This is a genomic window from Streptomyces sp. NPDC048291 (assembly GCF_043201715.1).
Classification (GTDB): Bacteria; Actinomycetota; Actinomycetes; order Streptomycetales; family Streptomycetaceae; genus Streptomyces.
Map to the genome: position 1 here is coordinate 454,039 of NZ_JBICZC010000007.1, position 20,753 is coordinate 474,791.

The 20,753-nt window shown below is 72.1% G+C and carries 18 protein-coding genes; 14 read left to right on the plus strand and 4 right to left on the minus strand.

What is annotated here, in order from left to right; genetic code table 11:
- The first annotated feature begins 281 nt into the window (after window positions 1-281).
- The 6 genes from ACGF5O_RS21535 (at window position 282) to ACGF5O_RS21560 (ending at window position 7,290) form a co-directional block, all read left to right on the plus strand.
- Window positions 282-899 carry a toll/interleukin-1 receptor domain-containing protein gene (locus ACGF5O_RS21535; RefSeq protein WP_393811448.1) on the plus strand — a complete coding sequence of 206 codons (618 nt, stop codon included), beginning with the start codon at window positions 282-284 and terminating at the stop codon, window positions 897-899.
- On the plus strand, window positions 896-3,223 hold the full coding sequence (locus ACGF5O_RS21540; protein WP_393811449.1) for a hypothetical protein: 2,328 nt from the start codon (window positions 896-898) through the stop codon (window positions 3,221-3,223). Before ACGF5O_RS21535 ends, ACGF5O_RS21540 begins: the two co-directional genes overlap by 4 nt.
- 64 nt (window positions 3,224-3,287) lie before the next feature.
- On the plus strand, window positions 3,288-4,202 hold the full coding sequence (locus tag ACGF5O_RS21545) for a hypothetical protein (protein WP_393811450.1): 915 nt from the start codon (window positions 3,288-3,290) through the stop codon (window positions 4,200-4,202).
- On the plus strand, window positions 4,199-5,449 hold the full coding sequence (locus ACGF5O_RS21550; protein ID WP_393811451.1) for an OmpA family protein: 1,251 nt from the start codon (window positions 4,199-4,201) through the stop codon (window positions 5,447-5,449). Before ACGF5O_RS21545 ends, ACGF5O_RS21550 begins: the two co-directional genes overlap by 4 nt.
- 9 nt (window positions 5,450-5,458) lie before the next feature.
- Window positions 5,459-6,862: a hypothetical protein gene (locus tag ACGF5O_RS21555; RefSeq protein WP_393811452.1), complete on the plus strand. Its 1,404-nt coding sequence runs from the start codon at window positions 5,459-5,461 to the stop codon at window positions 6,860-6,862.
- Entirely contained in the window at window positions 6,859-7,290 is a 432-nt protein-coding gene (locus ACGF5O_RS21560; protein ID WP_393811453.1) for a hypothetical protein, read from the plus strand. Before ACGF5O_RS21555 ends, ACGF5O_RS21560 begins: the two co-directional genes overlap by 4 nt.
- A gap of 116 nt (window positions 7,291-7,406) precedes the next feature.
- Here ACGF5O_RS21560 and ACGF5O_RS21565 read toward each other — a convergent pair whose 3' ends face one another.
- Entirely contained in the window at window positions 7,407-9,815 is a 2,409-nt protein-coding gene (locus ACGF5O_RS21565; RefSeq protein ID WP_393811454.1) for a DHA2 family efflux MFS transporter permease subunit, read from the minus strand.
- Between the two features lie 227 nt (window positions 9,816-10,042).
- Window positions 10,043-11,275 carry a CdaR family transcriptional regulator gene (locus tag ACGF5O_RS21570; RefSeq protein WP_393811455.1) on the minus strand — a complete coding sequence of 411 codons (1,233 nt, stop codon included), beginning with the start codon at window positions 11,273-11,275 and terminating at the stop codon, window positions 10,043-10,045.
- A gap of 198 nt (window positions 11,276-11,473) precedes the next feature.
- On the opposite strand from ACGF5O_RS21570, the gene ACGF5O_RS21575 reads away from it, so the two are divergent.
- The 5 genes from ACGF5O_RS21575 to ACGF5O_RS21595 all read left to right on the plus strand — a co-directional run bounded on the left by ACGF5O_RS21575 (window position 11,474) and on the right by ACGF5O_RS21595 (window position 16,260).
- Entirely contained in the window at window positions 11,474-12,415 is a 942-nt protein-coding gene (locus ACGF5O_RS21575; RefSeq protein WP_393811456.1) for a substrate-binding periplasmic protein, read from the plus strand.
- 9 nt (window positions 12,416-12,424) lie between these two features.
- Entirely contained in the window at window positions 12,425-13,216 is a 792-nt protein-coding gene (locus tag ACGF5O_RS21580) for an amino acid ABC transporter permease (RefSeq protein WP_393811457.1), read from the plus strand.
- Window positions 13,213-14,010, plus strand: coding sequence for an amino acid ABC transporter ATP-binding protein (locus ACGF5O_RS21585; RefSeq protein WP_393811458.1), 798 nt, complete (start codon window positions 13,213-13,215; stop codon window positions 14,008-14,010). The genes ACGF5O_RS21580 and ACGF5O_RS21585 overlap by 4 nt, the downstream gene beginning before the upstream one ends.
- Window positions 14,007-15,323: an NAD(P)/FAD-dependent oxidoreductase gene (locus ACGF5O_RS21590; RefSeq protein ID WP_393811459.1), complete on the plus strand. Its 1,317-nt coding sequence runs from the start codon at window positions 14,007-14,009 to the stop codon at window positions 15,321-15,323. Before ACGF5O_RS21585 ends, ACGF5O_RS21590 begins: the two co-directional genes overlap by 4 nt.
- Window positions 15,324-15,588: 265 nt before the next feature.
- Window positions 15,589-16,260: a hypothetical protein gene (locus tag ACGF5O_RS21595; RefSeq protein WP_393811460.1), complete on the plus strand. Its 672-nt coding sequence runs from the start codon at window positions 15,589-15,591 to the stop codon at window positions 16,258-16,260.
- A 73-nt stretch (window positions 16,261-16,333) separates the two neighbouring features.
- Here the strand turns inward: ACGF5O_RS21595 and ACGF5O_RS21600 are convergent, their stop codons facing one another.
- Window positions 16,334-16,909, minus strand: a complete 576-nt coding sequence (locus tag ACGF5O_RS21600) for a fasciclin domain-containing protein (RefSeq protein WP_393811461.1) — start codon at window positions 16,907-16,909, stop codon at window positions 16,334-16,336.
- 251 nt (window positions 16,910-17,160) lie between these two features.
- On the opposite strand from ACGF5O_RS21600, the gene ACGF5O_RS21605 reads away from it, so the two are divergent.
- Window positions 17,161-17,388 (plus strand): hypothetical protein, encoded by a 228-nt coding sequence (locus tag ACGF5O_RS21605; protein WP_393811462.1) that lies wholly within the window; start codon window positions 17,161-17,163, stop codon window positions 17,386-17,388.
- Between the two features lie 525 nt (window positions 17,389-17,913).
- Here ACGF5O_RS21605 and ACGF5O_RS21610 read toward each other — a convergent pair.
- Entirely contained in the window at window positions 17,914-18,846 is a 933-nt protein-coding gene (locus ACGF5O_RS21610) for a tetratricopeptide repeat protein (protein ID WP_393811463.1), read from the minus strand.
- A gap of 569 nt (window positions 18,847-19,415) precedes the next feature.
- On the opposite strand from ACGF5O_RS21610, the gene ACGF5O_RS21615 reads away from it, so the two are divergent.
- Both ACGF5O_RS21615 and ACGF5O_RS21620 read left to right on the plus strand, forming a co-directional pair.
- Window positions 19,416-20,012: a hypothetical protein gene (locus ACGF5O_RS21615; protein ID WP_393811464.1), complete on the plus strand. Its 597-nt coding sequence runs from the start codon at window positions 19,416-19,418 to the stop codon at window positions 20,010-20,012.
- 137 nt (window positions 20,013-20,149) lie between these two features.
- Window positions 20,150-20,680 (plus strand): hypothetical protein, encoded by a 531-nt coding sequence (locus tag ACGF5O_RS21620; RefSeq protein ID WP_393811465.1) that lies wholly within the window; start codon window positions 20,150-20,152, stop codon window positions 20,678-20,680.
- The last annotated feature ends 73 nt before the right edge of the window (window positions 20,681-20,753 follow it).

Consider the following 20,753-nt stretch of genomic DNA (forward strand, 5'->3'; position numbering starts at 1 on the left):
TGGCCGGTTCCACCCTTCTCCATCGCATCTCCACCACGGCACGGAACGGAGCGGTGACGCGCCGTTCCCGGTCGGCGGCACAGCGGGAAACGGGCTGCCGCCTGCCGTCCTGCCTCGTCTCCGGGTCCGGATGAGTGTTCCGTTTCCCCGGGAAATGGGGCCGGGGAAACGCATTGACCCACTCTTCCCATGCTGAAAATCTCGCCAGACACAGGCCTGTCGCCGGCCTTGCGACGGCAGGTCCGAAAGCGCTCTGCGCACCACCAGTGAGGAGTCACCCGATGACCAAGATTTTCATCAACTACAGGACGGGTGACGGGGAGCGGGCCCCTGAACTCGTGGACGAACGGCTCGTGGGTGTCTTCGGCGAGGGAAATGTATTCCGGGACCGCCGGGCAATGAGGCCGGGGACGGATTTCCCCGACTATCTCCGCCGGGAACTGGAGTCGTGCACCGTTTTCCTCAGCCTGATCGGGCGGCGCTGGATCGACATCCGGGACGAGGAGACCGGCATGCGCAGGATCGACGTGCCGAAGGACTACGTCCACGACGAGATCGCGACCGCCCTCGCGCTGAACAAGGTCGTCATTCCGGTGCTCCTGGACGCGGCCCTGCCCCGGGTGGAGGAACTCCCTTCGGCCCTGGTCGGGCTGGCCAACCGTCAGGTCATGCACCTGCGTGAGGGATACGCCCATCACGACCTGGACATCCTCACCGACGAACTCCGGCGGCACGTGCCCGAGAAGGAGAAGGAACCGGAGCGGAGGCGCGACGCCGAGGCCGGCTTCAGCGTGGGTTCCAACGCCCACTTCTTCCGTAGCCCGGTCGGGAACAAGGTGGTCTACAACGAGAACGCGACCTCCCGTGACCAGGACGGTGACGGAAGGTGGCCGGCATGAACGATCAGGCAGGGGCGGAGGAGCCGGCGCCGGGCCCCTCGGAAACCCCCACGCCCGCGCCGGACGTACCGGATGCCCCGGACGCCACCGGACCGGCCGGACCGGTCGGGGCGTCCGGAGGCGGGGAGCGCGCCTCCGACGGCGACGCCTCGTCGCCCGCCGATCCGGCGGCCGGACGGCCGCAGGCCGAGCAGGGCGGAAAGCGGTCCGCCGCCGACGGCCCACAGGCCCCGGCCGACGGCAAACCCGTGCCCGAACAGCCGGTCTCCTTCGAGGAGTCCAGCGCCGTCCGGGAACACCACAGCCTCATCAAGTCCAACCGCAGTCCCGTCAGCCTCGGCCCGAACGGGAACGCCGTCTACATCGAGAGCATGTACGGCGCGGAGGGCGGTCCGCACCGGACCAAGGTCCAGGCGGTCCCCTTCCCCGAGGACATCGCCACGGCGATCCATGTCCCCGTCGACGATCAGGACGCACTGGAGAGCAGCCTCGAACAGCACCACGTGATCGTGCTGTACGGCGAGGAGGGCACCGGCCGGCGGGCCACGGCTACGGCCGCGCTCACCCGGTGCAGCCGGCCCCGGTACGCCGTCAGCACGCTCCACCGCGAGGACGCCGACGTGGTCCAGGGCGTCTGCGAACAGGCGGCCGACGTGCTGGAGAAGGGCCACGGGTACCTGGTGGAGGCGGGTGCCCGGCCCGTCACCAAACAGACGCTGGACCGCCTGGCCCAGCTGGCGGTCCAGGCGGGCGCGTACCTGGTCGTCACCGGCCCGCAATCCGGCTTCCCCGGCACGACGGGTGACGCCCGCGTCTTCGAACACCAAGGGCCCGACGCCCTGCGGGTGCTCGAAGCACATCTCACGGCCCTGGTCACCCGCCACCGGCTCCGCTGCCGACGCGACGAGGAGGACGGCGGGCCGCGGTGCGACACGGACAGCGTGTCACGGTTCGTCGACCGGGTGACCGGCGACGAACAGCTGAAGAGCACGGTGGGGCTGGCCCGCTCGGTGACCGGAGTCGTCCAGCTGGCCCGGGTCCTGGCGGAGAACATCCACGCTCCGGACGACGACCTCGGGGATGTCATCGGCCGCTGGCGCGACTGGCTGCGGCTGCTCGCCAGGGAGATGCTCGGGCTGGACGCAGTGCGGGACGACACCGGGATGCCGGCCCCTCATCACCAGGCGTTCCGGATCACCTACGCGTTCTTCAACGGACACCCGCTGTCCGACGTCGTCGAGGCGGGCGACCTGCTCAGCCGGATCATGCTGCCCCACTTCGGAGTCGCGGACGAGGACCTCGTCCGCGACATGGCCGAGCAGAACATCAACCGGCTCGTACCTCAGGAGATGCGGGTCTCCGAGGCGGCCGCGGCCGACGCCCGGAGCACCTTCCGGCATGCGTTGCTGGTGCACGACCAGTTGCTGCACACCATGCTGGAGAGCACCTGGGACGCCTACAGCCGGCTGCGCATACCGCTCCTGGACTGGCTCGATCTCCTGGTCGGCGGGCGCGGCCCCGGCCGGGAACGCGTCCGGGTCCGGGTCGCCCAGCTGGTCGGCCTCCTCATGGGGCACGACTTCGACTTCGTCTACCAGCGGCGCGTCGGTCCGTGGGCCAGGTCGGACTCCGGTGTGCGCCGGGTGTGCGCCGCCCTGGCACTGGAGATGGCCGCGGCCGAGGGCGGTGCGGCGGACCGGGTCGCCTCCCGTGTGCAGGACTGGGCTCGCAGCCCCGGAATGGCCCTGCAGGACAGCGCGGCCAAGGCCTACGGAACGTCGATAGGCCTGCGGGACGTACCGGCCACCCTCGCCGAGCTGGGCAGGCTCGGCCGCAAGCCCGAACAGGCCGGCTTCAGTTCGATCGCCTTCTCCACGGCCTGGCTGTTCCTGGCCGGCCGGGTGGACGAGGTGATGGCCGAGCTCGACGGCTGGGCGACGGCACGGGACGAGTACCTGCCGCGGCATGCCGTCCGCACCATGCTCGCCCTGGGCCGGTACACGGTCGGCGCGGACCGGCCGGGCCGGCCCGCCCTCGCCGAACTCGCGCTGGCGAACGACGAGCACGCCAAGCTGCTCGTCACGCTCCTGAACCGCGCCCTGATCACCGGGGAGACCTCCACCCGGGCCTGGAACCTGCTGGCCCGCTGGCTGCCGGACGCGGACCGCACGGACAACGAGGACCTCGCCACGCTCTACGAGTCCCTCGCCCCCCGGATCTTCACCGGTCCGCTGAAGGGACGCGCCCGGTTCCACCTGAACCGGGTCTGGCTGCCGCGCCACAAGAACTCCACGACACTCCGACGCGTCCTGGCCGCCCTCTGACGGCCGCCGTCCGATCCGTCGCCTTTCGATCAACCACCGCCGACCGCAACGAAGGGATACGTCGATGACCAGTACACGCAAGAAGGGGCTGTTCGCCCGGTGGCGGGAATGGTGGGGTGACCGCCGCCGGCGCAGGCACGACGCGCCTACGACCACCGGCGCCGTCTCGGAGCAGGTGGCCGAGTGGGAATCGCCCGCACTCGGCTCCGTGGAGCCGGTCCGGCCCGAGGCGTACGCGGAACTGGCGCCCGCGGCCGAGCCGTTGCTGCTCGCGGCCGAGGGCGACGTCTTCGAGTTCCAGGTGCTGCCCCACTTCCGCTGGCACAGTCGCGACATGCCGGTCGACCAACTGCGCCGGCGGGCCGGCGCGCTGTCGGCCGAAGCCCGCGACGAACTCCTCAAGAGGTCCTGGTCGCTGGCGCGCACCTGCGACCCCGTCGACCCGGTCAAGGCCGAGAAGCTGATCAACTCCGAGCTCTCCGACGGATGGTGCTACGAGGACGAGTCGGGACTCGTCAAGTGCCGTCCCACGGTCCGGGTCCGTGTCGACCCGGCCCTGCGCGACCGCATGCGGCCCGCCCGGCTGGAGGCCCAGGCCATGAAGGAGGCCCTGGACCTGGGACTGCTGAAGGCGGCACACGCCAGGCAACTCACCGACGAGTGGATGCGGGTGATCGCGGCCCTGGAGAGTTCGGGCGAACTCGCCCCGGCACAGCGCCAGTTCCTGGTCCCCTTCGCCGCCGCCCTCGCCGACGGCGACTTCGCCGCCGCGACCGACGCCCTGCGGACCGTGCGCCGCACGGGTGCCCTCGCCCTGGCCAACGTACTCGACCAGGCCACCAAGAACCACGAGCAGATCGGGCTCTTCGAGTTCGCCAACGCCTACGACAAGGCCTTGAACAGCTTCTCGCAGCAGATGGGACTCACCCCCTTCTCCTGGATCCTCGACAGGCCGGAACCACCGGAGGAAACGCCGTGAGGAGAGCACACCCGGTCAGGACCTTCGGGTCCGCACTCCTCCTGCCGGCGATCGTGGCCGGGCTGCTGTCCGGCTGCGGGTCGGGAACGAGCCGGCAGGAGGCCGCCTGCGGCTGGATGAGGAAGGCCGGGGACGGCACGTCCCCCGGGCAACAGGGCCACACGGTGATCCTCGTCGACGCCTCGTCGTCGGTGCGCGGTACGACCCCGGCGTCCGGCGGAGTCGACCAGACGACCGCCGTCGAACGGCAGATACCCCGCTGGCTGGAGGGGGTCGGGACGGTGTCCGTCGCCACGTTCGGCGGTACCGCGCACGACGTCCGCTGGACCGCGAGGGACTGGGCCGCGAAGCCCGCCGACGGCGGCAACGGCACCAACCGGCAGCGGCACGCCGCGTCCGTACCGGGCTGCGTCTCGGGCGCGGTGGCCGAGGCCCAGTCCACGGTGCCCGTCCGCGGCGGCAGCGATGTGCTCGGGGCCCTGCGGGAGGCCGGCACCGTCCTCGCCGGCAGCAAGGGGACACGCAGGCTGGTCGTCCTCACCGACGGTCTGTCCACGACCGGCTGTGCCGATCTGCGGGACGCCGGTTTCGAGGGGAGCCTGGAGACCGACGCGATCGTCCAGGGCTGCTCGGCCGACCAGGAGGTGACGTCCCGGACGCTGGCCTCCGTGGAAACCGTGTTCGTGGGGCTGGGGGAGACGGCGACCGCGGAGCCCCAGGCCTCGCCCGCGCAGGCGGCCTGGCTCGACGGACTCTGGCAGCGGCTCTGCGCGGCCGCCCATCCCAAGCCGGGCGAGCCCGCCGACTGCACGGTGACCCAGGCCGCGGCGGACCGGTCGGTCAGCGCGAAGACGTCCCCGCGGCGCCCCGGCGACCCCGCCGTCGAGTTCCCGGAGCGCACCTGGAAGGAGGCCGGGGCCAGGGCGCTGTTCGACCCGAACTCCCCGGTCCTGCGGTCCGCCGCCCTTCCGCAGCTGGCCAGGATCGCCGTCCAGGTCCGGGGCCTGGACGGGGTACGCGTCCGGGTCCTCGGCTACGTCGATCCGCGCGGCGGCTCGGCCAACAACCGAGCGCTGTCGCAGGCCCGCGCGGACGCCGTGAAGAACGAACTCGAACGGCTCGGGGTGAGCGGGGTGACCGCCGTCGGCAAGGGCGTCCCCGTCGGGTGCCCCGGAGCGGCGGACGACCTCGGAACGGAACAGAAACTGCAGTGCGACCGCCGGGTCGACATCGTGGTCGTCCGGTGAGGGGGACAGATGAACGCAGAGAACGGCCGCGCGGCACGCAACGGTGTGGTGCTGGGCGCGGCGAAGGACTGCCCGGGCGGGCAGGGTGCGGAGGAGGCGCCGCCCGTCCGCCTGGTCGACCGTACGGACAGCCGCGAACGGGCCGTACTGATGGGGGCGTTCAGCGCCGGCAACGCCCTTCTCGCCGATGACCGGGCCGGCCTCGGCGCGGCCTGCGCGACCGTCGTCAGGTCCGCGCAGCGTGTGGAGAGCGCCATCGCGGCGGTCGACCGGTTCCGGCGCATCGGGGGAGCGCTGCCGGCCGTGCGGGAGACCCCCGTTGCCGTGGTGGGGGAGACCGCCGGCGCGGAGGACGCGCCGGCGCGGACCGTGCCGGCCCGGCGGCCCAGGGTCGCGGGGATGTGGCGCCGGCTGGTCTGGCCCGTGACCGGTGCCGGGGCGGTCTTCGACGCCGCGTTCATGGGCTCCGTGATCCAGCAGATACTGGACGTCGACACGGACTCGCTGCAGTACTGGCTGGCCTACCTGCCCGGCGTGGCCATCGCGGTCTGCCTGCTGGCCGCCGGAACGTTCCTCGCCGAGCGCACGGCCGCGGTGCGGGAGGCCCGTGCGGAGGCCGGGGCCGACCGCGGCGGACGGTACTGGTGGCGTCCGCTGGTGGTCCCCTGGCTGCTCACCCTGGCCCTCCTCGGACTCATCGTCGTCTGCGGTGTGGTGCGGGTCCTGATCGCGACCGAGGAGTCCGAAGACAGCTATCTGGCGCTGTTCCAGCCGGTCGTCGTGGTGCTCCTGCTGCTTCTCGGCGCCGCTGCCGTGGCCACGAAGCTGCTCTCGCACGACCCCGAGGCCGCGTCCGACGCCGAGGAGGCCAGGCTCACGCGGAAGGCGGAGAAGGCGAGGCGCACGGGGGACCGGGCCGCGGAGAAGGCGCTGCGCAAGCGCATGAAGGCCGCCGACGAGCTGGGCGACGAGGCACGGGAGGCGCTGGTGGGCCATGTCACGGCCTGGTTCGCGCTCAAGGCCTCGCTCGACGGGACGGAACTGGGCGCCCGCAGGCACGTCGAGGACGCGGCGACCGGCCTCGTGGAGGAACGGGCGCGCACGGGCATGGCCGGCACGTTCGAGTTCCCGCTGCGCGCGGCCGAATGGCCCCCGGAGCGGGTTCCCGGGATCCGCTGCGCTCCGCGGGGTGTGTTCGGGCCGGCGCCGTCCGGGGACGGGCCGAGGATCCGGCTGGACCTGCTCGCCGAGGCACGGGCGGTGCTTGAGAAGCACCGTCCCGACGACTTCTCCTGCCGCCTGGACGACTCCCTCGGGAAACTCAACCGCCAATGGGGAGACGAGGATCCTTCCGACGCCCCGGCCGACGACACGGCTGACGCCCCGGCCGACGACACGGAGGCAGCCGAATGAGCACCGTGTCGCAGGTCCCCGACGAGGTCAGGGTGAAGTACCTCGAACTGCTCCAGGCCGTCATCACCCGCTTCGGCACGAACTCGTTCCTGGTCAAGAGCTGGGCCATGGCCGTCAGCGGGGGTCTGGTCACCGTCGCCGCGGGGGGCGCGGGATGGGCCGTGGCGGTGATCGCCCTGGTGACGACCTTGGGCTGCTGGCTGCTGGACACCTACTACCTGGAACAGGAACGGCTGTTCCGCTCCCTGTACGACCGCTCCCTGACGCCGGAGCCCGGCCAAGTCCCCCTGTTCAGCATGGACGTGGAACGCTACGCACAGTCCGTTCCGTGGCGCCTGGTCGCCCTGTCCCGCACCATGAGGCTGTTCTACGGCACGTTCGCCCTGGCCGACGCGGCAGCCGCCGTTGTCCTGGTCACCACGTCTTGAGCGGTGACCGCCCGCGTCTCCCGTCCGGTACCGCCCGGCAACGCGGCAGAGCCGGGCGGCGCGGGTGGCGTACCCGTGTCGCCCGGCTCTGCCGGGGAGGTTCCGGCCGGCGGGGGTCAGGCCTGGGGGTCGGGCTGCGGGGTGCCCCGGGGTCCGGGCTCCTCGTGGGTGAGGTAGAGGTCGAAGCCGTCCTGGCCGGTGCCGTTCAGCCGGAGCGGGGCGGCCACCGGCGGGTAGCCGGAGGCGACCACCGTGTACTCGGTGCCGGGCAGGTCCGCGAAGGCGTACGCGCCGTCCTCGCCGGTGGTGCGGGAGGCGACCACGTTGCCGGCCGAGTCCAGCAGGGCCACCCGGGCGTCGGTCAGGGGCGAGCCGTTCCCGCCGCGGACGGTGCCGCGGACCGCGGCGGCCGGGGCGAGGAGGATGTCCTGGGCGGCCCCGGCGTCCCCGACGGTCACCGCGACGGCGCTGGGCCGGTGGCCCTCGGCGCTCACGGTCACGACGTACTCCCCGGCTACCAGTTCGCCGAACCGGTAGCCGCCGTCGGCGCCGGTGACCGTCGAGTCCGCCACCTCGCCGAACAGGTCGGTGGCGACCACCAGGGCCCCGGCCACCGGGAGGCCGCCGGAGCGGACGCTGCCGGTCATGCCGGTGGTGCCGGTCAGCACCAGGTTGTACTCGACCGGGGAGTCGCCCACCGCGAGGGTGGCCACCTGCGGCTGGCGCCCGGCGGCCGAGCCGACCAGGACGTACGAGCCCGCCGCCGGGACGGTCACCGCGTAGCGGCCCGCGGGGTCGGCGACGGCGTGCCCCAGCTGGCGGCCCTTCGGGTCGAGCAGCGTGACCACGGCACCCGGCACCGGCACCCCGCCGCCGGCCGCCAGTACCCGGCCGCTCACCACCGGGCCGGCCGGATCCGGCCGGCCCGGGGCGGGCGCGGTCCGGGGCCGGACCAGGGGCATGGTCTCGGCCGTGCCGCTCTCCTCGAAGGCGGCGGGGGCGCTGTCCACGGTCTCCACGGTCTGCGTCTGGGCCGTCGGGCTGCCCTTGCGGTAGAGCACCGCCGCGAGGACGGCCGCCACGACGAAGAAGCCGGCCGCCCACCAGTAGGCGGTGGCGTAGCTGTGCAGCGCGGCGTTGGCCTTCACCAGCGGGGTCACCGGGTGGTGGTCCTTGACGTAGTCGCTCGCCGAGGTCGCCGCCAGGGTGGAGAACAGCGCGGTGCCGATGGAACCGCCGACCTGCTGCATGGTGTTGGTGGTCGCCGAGGCGACGCCCTGGTCCTGCGGGGCGACGCCGAGGGTGGCCAGGCTCATCGCGGGCGGCATCACCATGCCGATACCGGCGCCCATGATCAGCAGCGGTGCCAGCACGTCCGAGGTGTAGGCCGAGTGCAGGTCGAGCCGGGTGAGCCAGACCATGCCGGCCGCCGCGAGCAGCGCACCGACCGGGACGATCGGCTTGGCGCCTATCCGGGGCACCACGACGATGGTGGCCAGCTGCGCGAACACCATCAGCGCGCCGATCATCGGGAGGAAGGCCAGACCGGTCTTGACCGGCGAGTAGTGCAGCGTCTCCTGCAGGTAGTAGGTCAGGAACAGGAAGATCCCGAACATGCCCGCACCGGTGACGAACACCGAGAGGTAGGCGGCGGCACGGTTGCGGTCGGCCAGCACCCGCAGCGGCAGCAGCGGGTGGGCGGTCCGGGTCTCCCAGAACGTGAAGAGGGCCAGCAGCACGCCACCGGCGGCCAGGAACGCCCAGACCATCCAGTTGCCCCACGGGTGGGTCTCGGCGTTGGCGAAGCCGTACACCAGCGAGAACATGCCGCCCGCGGCGAGGACGGTACCGAGCGTGTCCAGCCGGGGCCGCTGGGCCTTGGCGGGCCGGCGGACGAACACCACCGTGCCGATGACCGCGACGACCGCGATCGGCAGGTTGACGTAGAGGGTGTACCGCCAGTTCAGGTGTTCGGTCAGCACACCGCCCAGCAGCAGGCCGATGGCCCCGCCGCTGCCGGCGATCGCACCGTAGACGCCGAACGCCTTGGCGCGTTCCTTGGCATCGGTGAAGGTCGTGGTCAGCAGGGACAGCGCGGCGGGCGCGAGCAGCGCGCCGAACACGCCCTGGACCGCCCGGCCGACGATCAGCATCGTCAGGTTCTGCGAGACGCCGGCCAGCGCTGAGGCGCCGGCGAACCCGACCAGGCCGATCAGCAGGGTGGTCTTGCGGCCGAAGAAGTCCGCGAGCCGGCCGCCGAGCAGCAGCAGTGAGCCGAACGCCAGCGAGTAGGCGGTGACGACCCACTGCCGGCCGTCGTTGGAGAAGCCCAGGTCCCGCTGTGCGGACGGCAGGGCGATGTTCACGATCGTCGAGTCGAGCACCACCATCAGCTGGGCGAGGCCGATCACGGCCAGCACCATCCACCGGTGCGGTGCCTGGTGCCTGGCACCGCGGGCTGACGAGGACTGGGCCGGTACGACGCCGGCGCGCGCGTCGGCGGAGTCGACTGAAGTGGATGACATGTGGGGGCTCTCCGAAGCGAGTGGATCACGTACTGACGAGCACCGGGAGGGTCACGGTGTCCGGGAGGTGCGGGGCGGCGGTGTTCGTGGCCGGGACGGCCCAGTAACTGATCGAAACCGTTTCGTACACTTGGAGGCTAGGCATTCCACGAGCGAAATGCAAAGCATTTGGCCGACGTCACATTTTCGGCTGATCAGCGCGGTGACGGTACCCGGCCGCCCCTTTGCTATGGCTTTGCTCTTTCCTTGCTGCTCGCGGGAGAAGCAGCGTCGGCGCCGCCGCCCAGCCGGTCGGCCAGGCAGGCGAGGTAGAGGGCCATGGTGGTCCGGTGTTCGCGCAGCGGCCGGCCGGTGATCTGCTCGATCTTGTTCATGCGGTAGACGACGGTGTTGCGGTGGACGTGCAGCGCCTCGGAGGCCCTGACGAGGTTGAACCCGTTCTCGCACCAGGCGGTGATCGTGTCGCGGAGCGCCGGCCAGTCCGGCTGGGTGCGCAGGTCCGCGGTGGTGAGGTCGACCAGCCGGTTGCGGGCGGACTGGCTCACCGCGGTCAGCATCTGGTGGACCCGCAGATCGGTGATGAGGTGGACGGCGGTCCCGTCCGCCATCCGGGTGCCGAGGCGCAGCGCCTCGCACGCGTCCTGGTAGGAGTCGTGCAGCCCGCCGACCGAACCGGCCGGTTCGCCGATGCCCACACGGGCGGCCAGGCCGTCCTGGGCGGCGATGACGTCGGTGACGCGGCGGCAGCCGGCGGCCAGGGACTCCGTCGAGCAGCCGGCCGGCAGCCGGTGCAGGACGCCGATCCAGCCGGGGGCCGTGGCGGCGACGATGTCCTGGGGGTCCGCGAAGACCTCGCCGACGGTGCGGAGCAGCTCGGAGCGGACCAGCGCCAGGGCGGGGGCGGCCTGGCGGTGCGCGCCCTGGCCGTGCGCGGCCGGGGCGGGGACGGTCACCTCGAACACCACCGCGACCCGCCGCAGCCGCAGGTCGAAGCCGAGCTCGGCGGCCCGGAAGACGAGGAAGTCGCCCTCGACGACCTCGGGGTCGTAGGCGGCGATGTCGGCGAGCAGCTTCTCGCCCGCGCGCTCCGCCAGCAGCCGGGAGCGCAGCATCACGGACTCCCGCAGCAGGATCTCCGTCTGCCGCTTCACCAGCAGCCCGAACCGCCGGACCTGGGTCGGCGTCCCGGTGATCCCGACCGTCCCCACCGCCTGCCCGCCCGCGATCAGCGGCAGGGTCATGCCGGGGCGCACCCCGCGCAGCAGCTGGGCCTGGGACGCGTTGTGCGTGGCGGCCTCCTGGGTGCGGATGACCTGCACGGACGCCTCGTGGAAGGTACCGACGCGGCTGCTGTCGCCGCTGCCGATGACCATGCCCTCCGCATCGGTGATCAGCACGTTGAAGCCGATGACGGCGGAGGTGTCCCCGGCGATCTCCTGCGCGAGTGACGGGCTCAGCACGGGCGTTCCTCCCGTCGCGGGGCGGGCCTGGCTTGGACGCACCGTACAGGGGAGGGAACGATTCCGGCCACAACTGTGTACGAAGTGACCGGTGACGTAGGACGGGACGCTCCCTAGCGTATGGCCCCAATCCTCCCCGCCGGGGGCTCAACGCGGTGAACGGCGGGCTCCCTCAGCCGGAACGGAAGGCTCGTGCCGATGATCCGTGTGCGCTCCGTCGCCGCCTCTCTGCCAACACTCCTCCTGCTCTCCTCCGTCGCCGCCTGCGGCTCGGGCGGCGACGACGCCCCGAAGAACGTCTCCGCGAAGACCGCCGCCCTGGGCACCCTCACCCCCGGCGTCATCAAGGTCGCCGTCGAACCGTACGCGCCGTACACCACCGTCAAGGGCGGCAAGATCGTCGGCCTGGACGGCGACATCCTCGCCTACGCGGCCAAGAAGCTGGGCCTGGAGATCAAACCGCAGGTCACGGACTTCGCCGGCATGCTCGCCGGGGTGCAGTCCCGCCGGGTGGACATCACCATCGGCGGGGTCGCCTGGTCCGCCGACCGGCAGAAGCAGGGCCTGTTCACCGACCCGCCCTACTACTCGCCCCCGGCGATGGCCGTCCGCGACGGCAAGACCTACAAGACGGTCGACGACCTGGAGCACCTGAGCCTCGGCACCGTCGAGGGCTACGTCTGGGTCAAGTCGATCCAGGCCGTACCCGGCGCCAAGCTGCACGCCTACCCGGACGCCAACGGCGTCTTCGACGACCTCGGCGCGGGCCGCGTCGACGTCGGCTTTCTCGACCCGCTGCTCATCATCGCGGCCCAGAAGGAACGCCCCGACCTCAAGATCAGCACCGAGTACCTCACCCCGCCCACCGCCGCGCAGGTCAAGGCGAAGCCCGCCTACTCCTACTTCCAGCCGTACCAGACCGGCTTCTACCTCCCCAAGCAGGAGCCGAAGCTGGAGAAGGCGATCTCCGCGCAGATCGACGCCATGTACCGGAACGGCGAACTGGCCAAGCTCATCAAGAAGTACGGCGGCGACCCGGAGCAGTTCCTCAAGCCCTCGGCCGACATGGCCGCCGCACGCCGGGGCGTGGACCGGCCCGCGGACTGGACCCCGCCGGCCATCGGCTCCGCCGGCCAGTGAGGGGATGACATGTCCGGCTTCTTCCAGGTCCCCTGGTCCGACTACCGCCCCGACCTGATCGCCGCGCTCGGCCGCACCGTGTCGTACACCGCGGTCAGCTTCGCCGGCGCGGTCGTCCTCGGCCTCGCGGTGGCGCTGCTCCGGCTGAGCCGGGTGTGGCCCGCGCGGATGCTCGCCGCCGTCTACACCGAGGTGTTCAAGAACGTCCCCCTCCTCGCCATCATCTTCCTCGCCTACTTCGGCCTGGCCTCGGCCGGCATCAGGCTCGACGTGTTCACCGCCGGCTGCCTGAGCCTCGTCGTCTTCTACGCCGCCTACCTCTCCGAGATCTTCCGCTCCGCGATCAGCGGGGTGCCCGCAGGACAGACGGAGGCGGGCGAGGCGCTGGGCCTGGGCCGGGCGGGCATCTTCGGCCACGTGGTCCTGCCGCAGGCCGTCCGGCTGGCCCTGGCCGGCACCAACACCATGCTCGTCGACCTGCTGAAGTCCACCTCACTGCTCGTCACCATCTCCGCCGCCGAGCTGATGTCGGAGGGGCGCCTCATCACCTCGGCCACCTTCCGGGCGCTGGAGGTCTACCTGGTCATCTCGGCCGTCTACTTCGTCCTGTGCTACCCGCTCTCCCAACTGCTCCTGCTGCTGGAGCGGAAGGTACGGGCCGGCGTCCCCCTGTCCCCCTGGCGCCGACGGCGGATCCGGGCCGCCCGCGCCCTGCTCGCCGCCGAGCCGGCCGCCGGACCGGCCGCCGCCCCGGCGGCCGGCCCCGGCGCGGGACCCGACCAGAAGGAGGCGGTCGTATGACCGGGCCCGACACCACCGCGCGCACCTCCGCGCCGCGGGACCCCGCCGAGGCTGTCGTACGCATCCGCGGTCTCCGCAAGGCGTTCGACGGCCGTACGGTCCTCGACGACGTCAACCTGGAGGTCGACCGGGGCCGCATCGTGAGCGTCATCGGGCAGAGCGGCGGCGGGAAGACGACGCTGATGCGGTGCGTCAACCTGCTCGAATCCCCGGACGCGGGCACGGTCGAAGTGGCCGGCGAGGTCGTGCACGAGGGCGGCCGGAAGGTCTGCCGGGACCTGCCCCGGCTGCGCCGGACTGTCGGCATGGTCTTCCAGCGGTTCAACCTCTTCCCGCACCTCACCGCCGTGGAGAACGTCGTACTGGCCCAGCGCAGGGCCGGCGTCCCCGAACCGGAGGCGCTGGAACGCGCCGTCACGCTGCTGCGCCGGGTCGGCGTGGCCCACCGCGCCCTCGCCCAGCCCGAACAGCTCTCCGGCGGCGAACAGCAGCGCGTCGCCATCGCCCGGGCGCTCGCCCTCAGGCCCGAGGTACTGCTCTTCGACGAGCCCACCTCCTCCCTCGACCCGGAGGCCACCCGGGAGGTGCTCGGCGTGATGCGGGAACTGGCCGCGGACGGCATGACGATGCTGCTCGTCACCCACGAACTCCCCTTCGCCCGCGAGGTGTCCGACCACGTCGTCTTCGTCGACCGGGGCCGGATCGTGGAGGAGGGCGCGCCGCGGGACGTCCTGGACCACCCCGCCGAGGCCCGCACCCGGGAGTTCCTCGCCGCGTACGGATCCGCGTCATGAGCGGCGTGACCGGCACTCCCGGCACGCCCGGCACTCCCGGCCTCGTGGGTGACGGCCCCGTGGTGGTGGTCGGGGGCGGCGTCGTGGGCCTCTGCACCGCCTACTACCTGGCCGCGGCCGGCGTCCCCGTGGAGGTCGTCGAACGGCGCGGCCTGGCCTCGGGCGCCTCCCGCGGCAACGCGGGCTGGGTCTGCCTCAGCCACTCCACCCCCGTCCCGGCCCCCGGGGTCGTCCGCTACGCGCTGCGCTCACTGGGCCGCCCGGACTCGCCCCTCTACCTACGACCGCTGCCCGACCCGGCGTTCGCCCGGTGGCTGTGGCGGTTCTGGCGCAGCAGCACACCGGCCGCCTTCCAGCGCGGCTACGCGGCGATCGCCGAGCTGAACCGCGACACCTTCGACCTCTTCGACGGACTGCGCGCGGCCGGGGTCGACACCACCCTGACCCGCCCCGGCATGGTGCACGCCTTCCTCTCCCCGGCCGAGGCCCGCCACCACCTCGCCGTCCAGCGGGAGATGGCCGACGGCCGCTACCCGCTGCCCGACGACGTCGTCACCGGGTCCGCGGCCCGGCTGCTGGACGCGGCGCTGTCGGACGGGGTGCGCGCGGCGTACCTCGTCGAGGGGGAGGGCGTGGTCGACCCGGAGGCGTTCGCCCGCGCGCTCGCCGAGACGCTCGCCGCGTCCGGGGTGAAGCTCCACGAGAACGCGGAGGCCACCGGTTTCCGCACCTCGGGGGACCAGGTCACCGCACTGCGCACCACCCAGGGCGACATCCCCTGCGCGGCCGTCGTCATCGCGGCCGGCACCCGCTCCTCGGCCCTCCTCGGCCGCCTCGGCCGTCCCCTGCCCCTCCAGGCGGGCAAGGGCTACAGCTTCTCGGTCGACCTGGACCCGGCACCCCGGCACACCCTCTACTTCGGCGAACGCAGGGCCGTCGCCTCGCCGATCGGCACCACCACGCGCATCGGCGGCACGATGGAACTCAGCGGCAACAACAACCGCCTCGACTGGCGCCGCGTCGTCGCCGTCGCCCTCGCCAGCCGGCACTACCTGGGCCGCTGGTTCGACGACCCCGACGACCTGGTCGGCCTCATCCGCGACCCCTGGGTCGGCGGACGGCCCTTCCTCCCCGACGGCCTCCCCGTCATCGACCGCGTCCCGGGCCACGCCAACGCCTACGCGGCCACCGGCCACGGCATGCTCGGCGTCACCCTGGGCCCGGTCACCGGCCACCACCTCACCCGCTACCTCCTCACCGGCCACCGCCCCGAGGCCCTGAACCCCTTCCGCTTCGACCGGCTCCGACGCTGAACTCCGGTTCCCGGCAGGCCTGTACGCAGCGTCCGCGTACGCATATGGCCCGTGAGGCCCGTGAGGCCCGTGCGACCCGTAAGGCCCGTCAGGGAGCGGCTCCGGTGCGGCAGGGGAGTGCGGCGACGGCGGGCGGACGGTCGCGAGCTCCGTGACGGCATCCGTGCGCGGACCGCGGCCGTCGGTTGCGGGACCCCGCGCGGTAGGGCCGGGCGGTCGTGGGGCAGCATCTGCTCAGCCGCCGCCTGCCTTGTGAGGGTTCGTCATGCGTTCTGCCGGTCGTACCGTGCCGCCTTTCCTGCTCGCCTGCCTGCTGCTGTCGGGCTGTTCCTCGCTGGGAACGCCGACGTCCACCCCGACCCGGAGTCCGGCGGCGGGGGCGCCGCGGTCGGCGGCGCCCACCTCCGGTGCTTCCGGGAAGACGATCGCGGTGGGCGCGGGTCCGCAGCAGCACTACGCGGTCCAGCAGCAGCCGGCCGCGGGCAGCTGCCACTACCGCTACGAGCAGGGGGAACCGCTGGAGGACCCCACCTGCAACCCGGGTGCGGTATCGCCCGCGGTGACGCAGGCGAACCTGGCGTCGACGATATGCCGCAAGGGCGGCTACACCTCCGGCGTACGCCCCTCCGCGTACGTGACGGGCAAGGAGAAGAAACTCGACGCCGCGTCGTACGGCTTCACCGGCTCTCTCTCGGACGCCGAGTACGACCACCTGATCAGCCTTCAGCTGGGCGGTGACCCCAACGACCCCCGCAACCTGTGGGTGGAGCCGGCCGACCCGGGCCACAAGAAGGGGGCCGGGGTGAACAACAAGAAGGACCCGGTGGAGACGAAGCTGCACACCGCGGTCTGCGCGGGCAAGGTCACCCTCGCCGCCGCACAGCAGGCCATCGTCACCGACTGGACCACCGCCCTCACCCGCCTCGGCATCGACTGACCGGGGAGGCGGGCACCGGACGGTACCGCGGAAGTCACTGCGGACGGCACCGCGCACGTCACTGCGGACGGCGTCAGGACGGCGGTTCGAGAACCGCGTCGATGACGTAGATGGTGGCGTTCGCGGCCTTGATGTTGCCGCAGACGATGTTCGCCTTGCCGTTGACCTTGAAGTCGGTGCCCGAGCCGGACGTGGTCAGTTTGCTGCCCTCCACCGTCTTGAAGGAGCCGTGGGAGAGCTCGTCCGGGCTGATCTGCCGGTCCACGACGTGGTAGGTCAGCAGCTTCTTCAACTGCCCCTGATCGGCGAGGACCGCGGCGAACTGGGCCACGGTGACCGCCTGGAAGGCCTGGTCGTCGGGGGCGAAGACGGTGATGCCGGACCTTCCGTCGAGGGCGCCGTCCAGATGCGCCCTGACCGCGGCGGAGACCAGATGGCTCAGTTGCGGATACGCGGCCGCGGCCTCCAGGACCTTGTCCTTGGCCGTGCCGACCTTCTGGGCGAGCGCCGCGCAGCCGGGACCGAACGTGCCCGTGGCCGACGGGCCGGGTGTCGCGTCCTGTGCGTGGCTCTGCGACGCCGTACCTGCCAGCGCCAGTGGGACGGCGACCAGGGCCGCCGCCGCGGCGTTTGCCGTGCGCGTGCGCATGCGGATGAACCTCATCGCAACCTTCCTCCCGTGGAGGCGTGAACACTGCAGAGGTCTGGACTGCGGTCTGCACTGCGGAACGGTTCGTTTCCGGGGGCGGAGCGGGGCGACTGCTGCGCCATGGCCCCGGGGCAACGTCACCGGGCCACTCAGCGAGCGTAGCCAGCAGCGGCCGATGACCGCATCTCGAAGCCGAGGCACGGCGAACACGCGGTTGTGACACGCTGTCTCGACGAACATGAGGGGGGAGCATGTCCGATCGCCGCGCGCCGTGGCGCCTGTGGGCCTGCACGGCGGCGTTGTTCCTCTTCGGGATCAACGCGATCGTGGCGCTCCTGCTCGACCCCGGTCCGTGGTGGTCCTGGGTGCCGCACCTGCTGCTCGGCATGCTCCTGGTCGCCAACGCCGCCGTCCTGTTCGCGGAAGCCCGCCGCAACCCGCGACGGAGACAGAAGAAGCGCAGTCTTCCGCCTCTGTGAAGCGGCCCGACCTGCCGGCCGCCTCAGGAGTTGCGGCAGCCCCCGGCCGGCCACCCGCGTGCGGACCGCCAGGAGAAGCTCGTCATCGGTCACCCCGGGATCCCCGGCGACACGGCTCCGTTTGCCGACGCCGCCGGCCGTCGGCTGATCGACTGGCGCCCCCGCCTCCACCGAATGACCATGGGAACCGGCACACCTCGGCGTGAGGAGGGATGCGGTGATGGCGTCGGCAGAGGGACAGGGAGCCGCCCTTCGGACCGCGTGGCGGGACACCGCCGCGGACCTGCGGCAAGCGGTCGACGATCTGCGTGGCGTGTACGAGACGGCCCGGAAGCGCGTGGCGGCACTTCCCGGCGTCCATCGCGGGCCCTCCGACACCCGGTACTGCACCGAGTGCGAGTGCCCCGAATACGATCCGGGGCCGCACGCCAAGTGCGAGACGTGGTACTGCCATCATCCGGAGGGCAAGCACCATCGTCCCGAGTGAGCGAACCGACCGGGGTGACCGGCCGAGACCGGCCCGGCTCAGGGCGCCGTAGGGCTCGTGGCCCGCGCCAGCAGTTCTCGGGCGTCGCGGACGCATGCGTGCTCGGGGCTGAACAGCTCCGTGAGAGCGGTGACGGTGTCGCGGGCGACCTGGGCCGCCTCGTCATGGCGTCCGAGGCCGAGGAGAGCCTCGGCCGTGGGGACGCCGGCCGTGTGGACCTCGGCGGCGTCGTAGTGCGTAGCGGGGTTGTAGGCCTGGCGGGCACCGGTCACGCCGTCGAGGGCCTCGGCGTAGCGGCCTTGCGCGTTGAGTGCGTGGGCGAGGCTCAGCTCCAGTGAGAAGACCAGGTCGCCTCTGCCGTCCTGGCGTACCCGCATCGCCGCCAGGGCCTGGCGTGCGGCCGACTCCGCCTCCTCCGGCCGCCCTTGGCCGGTGAGGGCGTAGGACAGTGCGTGTGTCGCGATCCACCGCACGAAGAGGCCGGTGGGCGCGCGGGTGAACACGCTCCGTTCGATGATGGCGCGGGCATCGGCCTCGGCCTCCGCGAACCGGCGCAGGTGGCACAGTTCGGGGGCGCGCAGGGCCCGCACGATGAGCCACGCCGAGCTGAGCTCGTCGACGTGTTCCCCGAGCTGGTCGCCGACGGCCTCGTACTCGCGGGCGGCCTCCTCGTGGCGGCCCAGCCGGGACAGGCCGGCGGCGTGCATCCGCAGCAGGGACGGAGTGGCCCGGTCGGTCACGGCCCGCCCCCGGATGCTCCGCAGCCGCCGGAATCCGGCCTCCGCCTCGGCCACGTGGCTGGTGTGCAGGATGAGCGCGACGCTCAGGTGGTACAGGGCCAGCTGCGTCGCGCGATGCCCGTCACCGAGGCGGCTCCCGGCTTCGGCCACGCACTCACGCAGCTCCGCCCGAGCCTCTTCCGTGGTCGCGTTCGCCCCGCCCGAGGAGACGGCCCGCTCGATGCGTTGCACGAGAGCCGCCGCCTCAACGGCCGCCGTGTCCGCACGCCGTCGCTTGAAGATCCCCACCCTGTCCGCCCCCCGACCCTCCGAGTCGGCCCCGATCCTGCCACGCACCCCCCGCCGACGGCCCGCCAGGCCCACACCACACGGAGAAGGCCCGACACCTGCGTCGCTCCGCGCCCCTCCGCCGGCGCCGAACCGGCCAGTCGATGTTGCCCTCCACAGATCCGCACCCAGCAGATACGAACAGGCGGTGGAGACCCGGCCCGACCGTCCCGTACGGCGCCACCGCGCCACCGCGCCTCAGGGGGGGCGAGCGCTGCTGCGAAGGCGCTCTGCCACCGACGACGACGCGGCGGACCGCCGTACGACACGGCGTCGTCCGGACGTCTGCGGATCTCGCCTACCCTTCCCCCTCCCCCCGGGCCACTGCCGCCCGGCGCCGCCATCAACCGGGCGCGACTCGGCGCCTGCCGGATCTACCACGATGGGGTGAATCCGGCAGGTATGCGGCAACCGACCGCCATCTCCACATGTCACACATCTTGTTTTCGGCAGCAGACACCTCAGGGGGACCCATGAACAACCAGCAGCCGCAGAACTCCGGATGGACCGGCCCGCAGCAGCCGTACGGGCAGCCGCCGTTCCTGCCGCAGCCGCCGAAGAAGGGACCCGGTGCGGGGAAGGTCATCGGTCTCGGCTGTCTCGGCCTCGTCGGCGTGGCCGTCGTCCTCGGCATCGCCGGCGCGGTCGTCGGCGGCAGCGGCTCGAACGACTCCGGCGGCAGCACCTCGAAGTCCACGTCCACCACCACGACCGGCAACGGGGCGGTCGCCGACGACAGCAAGGCCGACAGCAAGAAGGCCGGCGCCCCGAAGACCGTCGTCTTCAAGGTCTGGGGAACCGCCCCGGCCGGAGTGCTCGGCGGTCTCGACATCAACTACGGCTCCGACAGCGACACCCGCAAGGGCGCGTTCAAGAACGGCAGGTTCGAGGCGACCCTGCCCCTGAACAAGGGGGCCATGTACTTCACGCTGAACGCCCAGTTGCAGGGCTCGGGGGACATCAACTGCAGCGTGACCGTGGACGGGCAGACCAAGTCCGGCCACGCGTCCGGCGGCTACAACATCTGCGACGCCCAGCTCACCAGCGACTTCACCGGCGGCTGGCGGTAGGAGCGCCCGCGGACTCCCGCCCACCGCCCACCCACCCTCGAACCCGAACCACCAACTGCAAACCACGAACTGCAAACCACGAACTACGAACTACGAACCACGAACTACGAACCGAACAACTGCCCTTGGGGGGAACCATGACAGACGCCGACCCACCGCCGATGCCGTCGTACAGCCCGACACCACCGGCGAAGAAGTCCCGCACCGACCTGATCATCGCGGCTTCGGCCGCCGCCGTCATCGCGGCGGTCGTCGGCACCGGACTGGCCGTCGTGCACTCCGGCCATGGCAGCAAGCCGGCCGTGCTCGCCAAGCCGAAGACCGGCGCCCCGCAGACTCCGTCCCCCGTGCCGTCGTACGACGAGGTGACGGCCGACAGCTTCACCATCGAACTGCGAACCACGAAGCGGCAGTGTTTCGGGACGGCCGGCTGCAATGTGACGGTCGAGCCGGACCTCACCTACCTGGAGGACAGCGAGGACATCGACCCGGACGCCGTCTACGACATCACCTACGAGATCCACGGCGACGAGTCGGGCCCCGTCATCGAGACCGCCGAGCTGTCGGACCGGACGACCCTGAACTACACGCCGTCCCTGATCAGCACCGCTTCGGCGGGCACGAACGTGTCCGTGGAGATCACCGACGTCACGGCCCAGGGCGTATGAGACATCGAGGGCCGCTCCCCAAGGAGAAGGCCCCGGCCCCTCCCCGGCCTGGGAGTCCCGGTGCGCCCCCGGC

Excerpts from the sequence above, each read along its gene's own strand:
- ACGF5O_RS21535 (WP_393811448.1), top strand. The coding sequence starts at position 282 with ATGACCAAGATTTTCATCAACTACAGGACGGGTGACGGGGAGCGGGCC.
- ACGF5O_RS21540 (WP_393811449.1), top strand. The coding sequence starts at position 896 with ATGAACGATCAGGCAGGGGCGGAGGAGCCGGCGCCGGGCCCCTCGGAA.
- ACGF5O_RS21545 (WP_393811450.1), top strand. The coding sequence starts at position 3,288 with ATGACCAGTACACGCAAGAAGGGGCTGTTCGCCCGGTGGCGGGAATGG.
- ACGF5O_RS21555 (WP_393811452.1), top strand. The coding sequence starts at position 5,459 with ATGAACGCAGAGAACGGCCGCGCGGCACGCAACGGTGTGGTGCTGGGC.
- ACGF5O_RS21560 (WP_393811453.1), top strand. The coding sequence starts at position 6,859 with ATGAGCACCGTGTCGCAGGTCCCCGACGAGGTCAGGGTGAAGTACCTC.
- ACGF5O_RS21565 (WP_393811454.1), bottom strand. The coding sequence starts at position 9,815 with ATGTCATCCACTTCAGTCGACTCCGCCGACGCGCGCGCCGGCGTCGTA.
- ACGF5O_RS21575 (WP_393811456.1), top strand. The coding sequence starts at position 11,474 with ATGATCCGTGTGCGCTCCGTCGCCGCCTCTCTGCCAACACTCCTCCTG.
- ACGF5O_RS21580 (WP_393811457.1), top strand. The coding sequence starts at position 12,425 with ATGTCCGGCTTCTTCCAGGTCCCCTGGTCCGACTACCGCCCCGACCTG.
- ACGF5O_RS21585 (WP_393811458.1), top strand. The coding sequence starts at position 13,213 with ATGACCGGGCCCGACACCACCGCGCGCACCTCCGCGCCGCGGGACCCC.
- ACGF5O_RS21590 (WP_393811459.1), top strand. The coding sequence starts at position 14,007 with ATGAGCGGCGTGACCGGCACTCCCGGCACGCCCGGCACTCCCGGCCTC.
- ACGF5O_RS21595 (WP_393811460.1), top strand. The coding sequence starts at position 15,589 with ATGCGTTCTGCCGGTCGTACCGTGCCGCCTTTCCTGCTCGCCTGCCTG.
- ACGF5O_RS21600 (WP_393811461.1), bottom strand. The coding sequence starts at position 16,909 with ATGCGCACGCGCACGGCAAACGCCGCGGCGGCGGCCCTGGTCGCCGTC.
- ACGF5O_RS21605 (WP_393811462.1), top strand. The coding sequence starts at position 17,161 with ATGTCCGATCGCCGCGCGCCGTGGCGCCTGTGGGCCTGCACGGCGGCG.
- ACGF5O_RS21615 (WP_393811464.1), top strand. The coding sequence starts at position 19,416 with ATGAACAACCAGCAGCCGCAGAACTCCGGATGGACCGGCCCGCAGCAG.
- ACGF5O_RS21620 (WP_393811465.1), top strand. The coding sequence starts at position 20,150 with ATGACAGACGCCGACCCACCGCCGATGCCGTCGTACAGCCCGACACCA.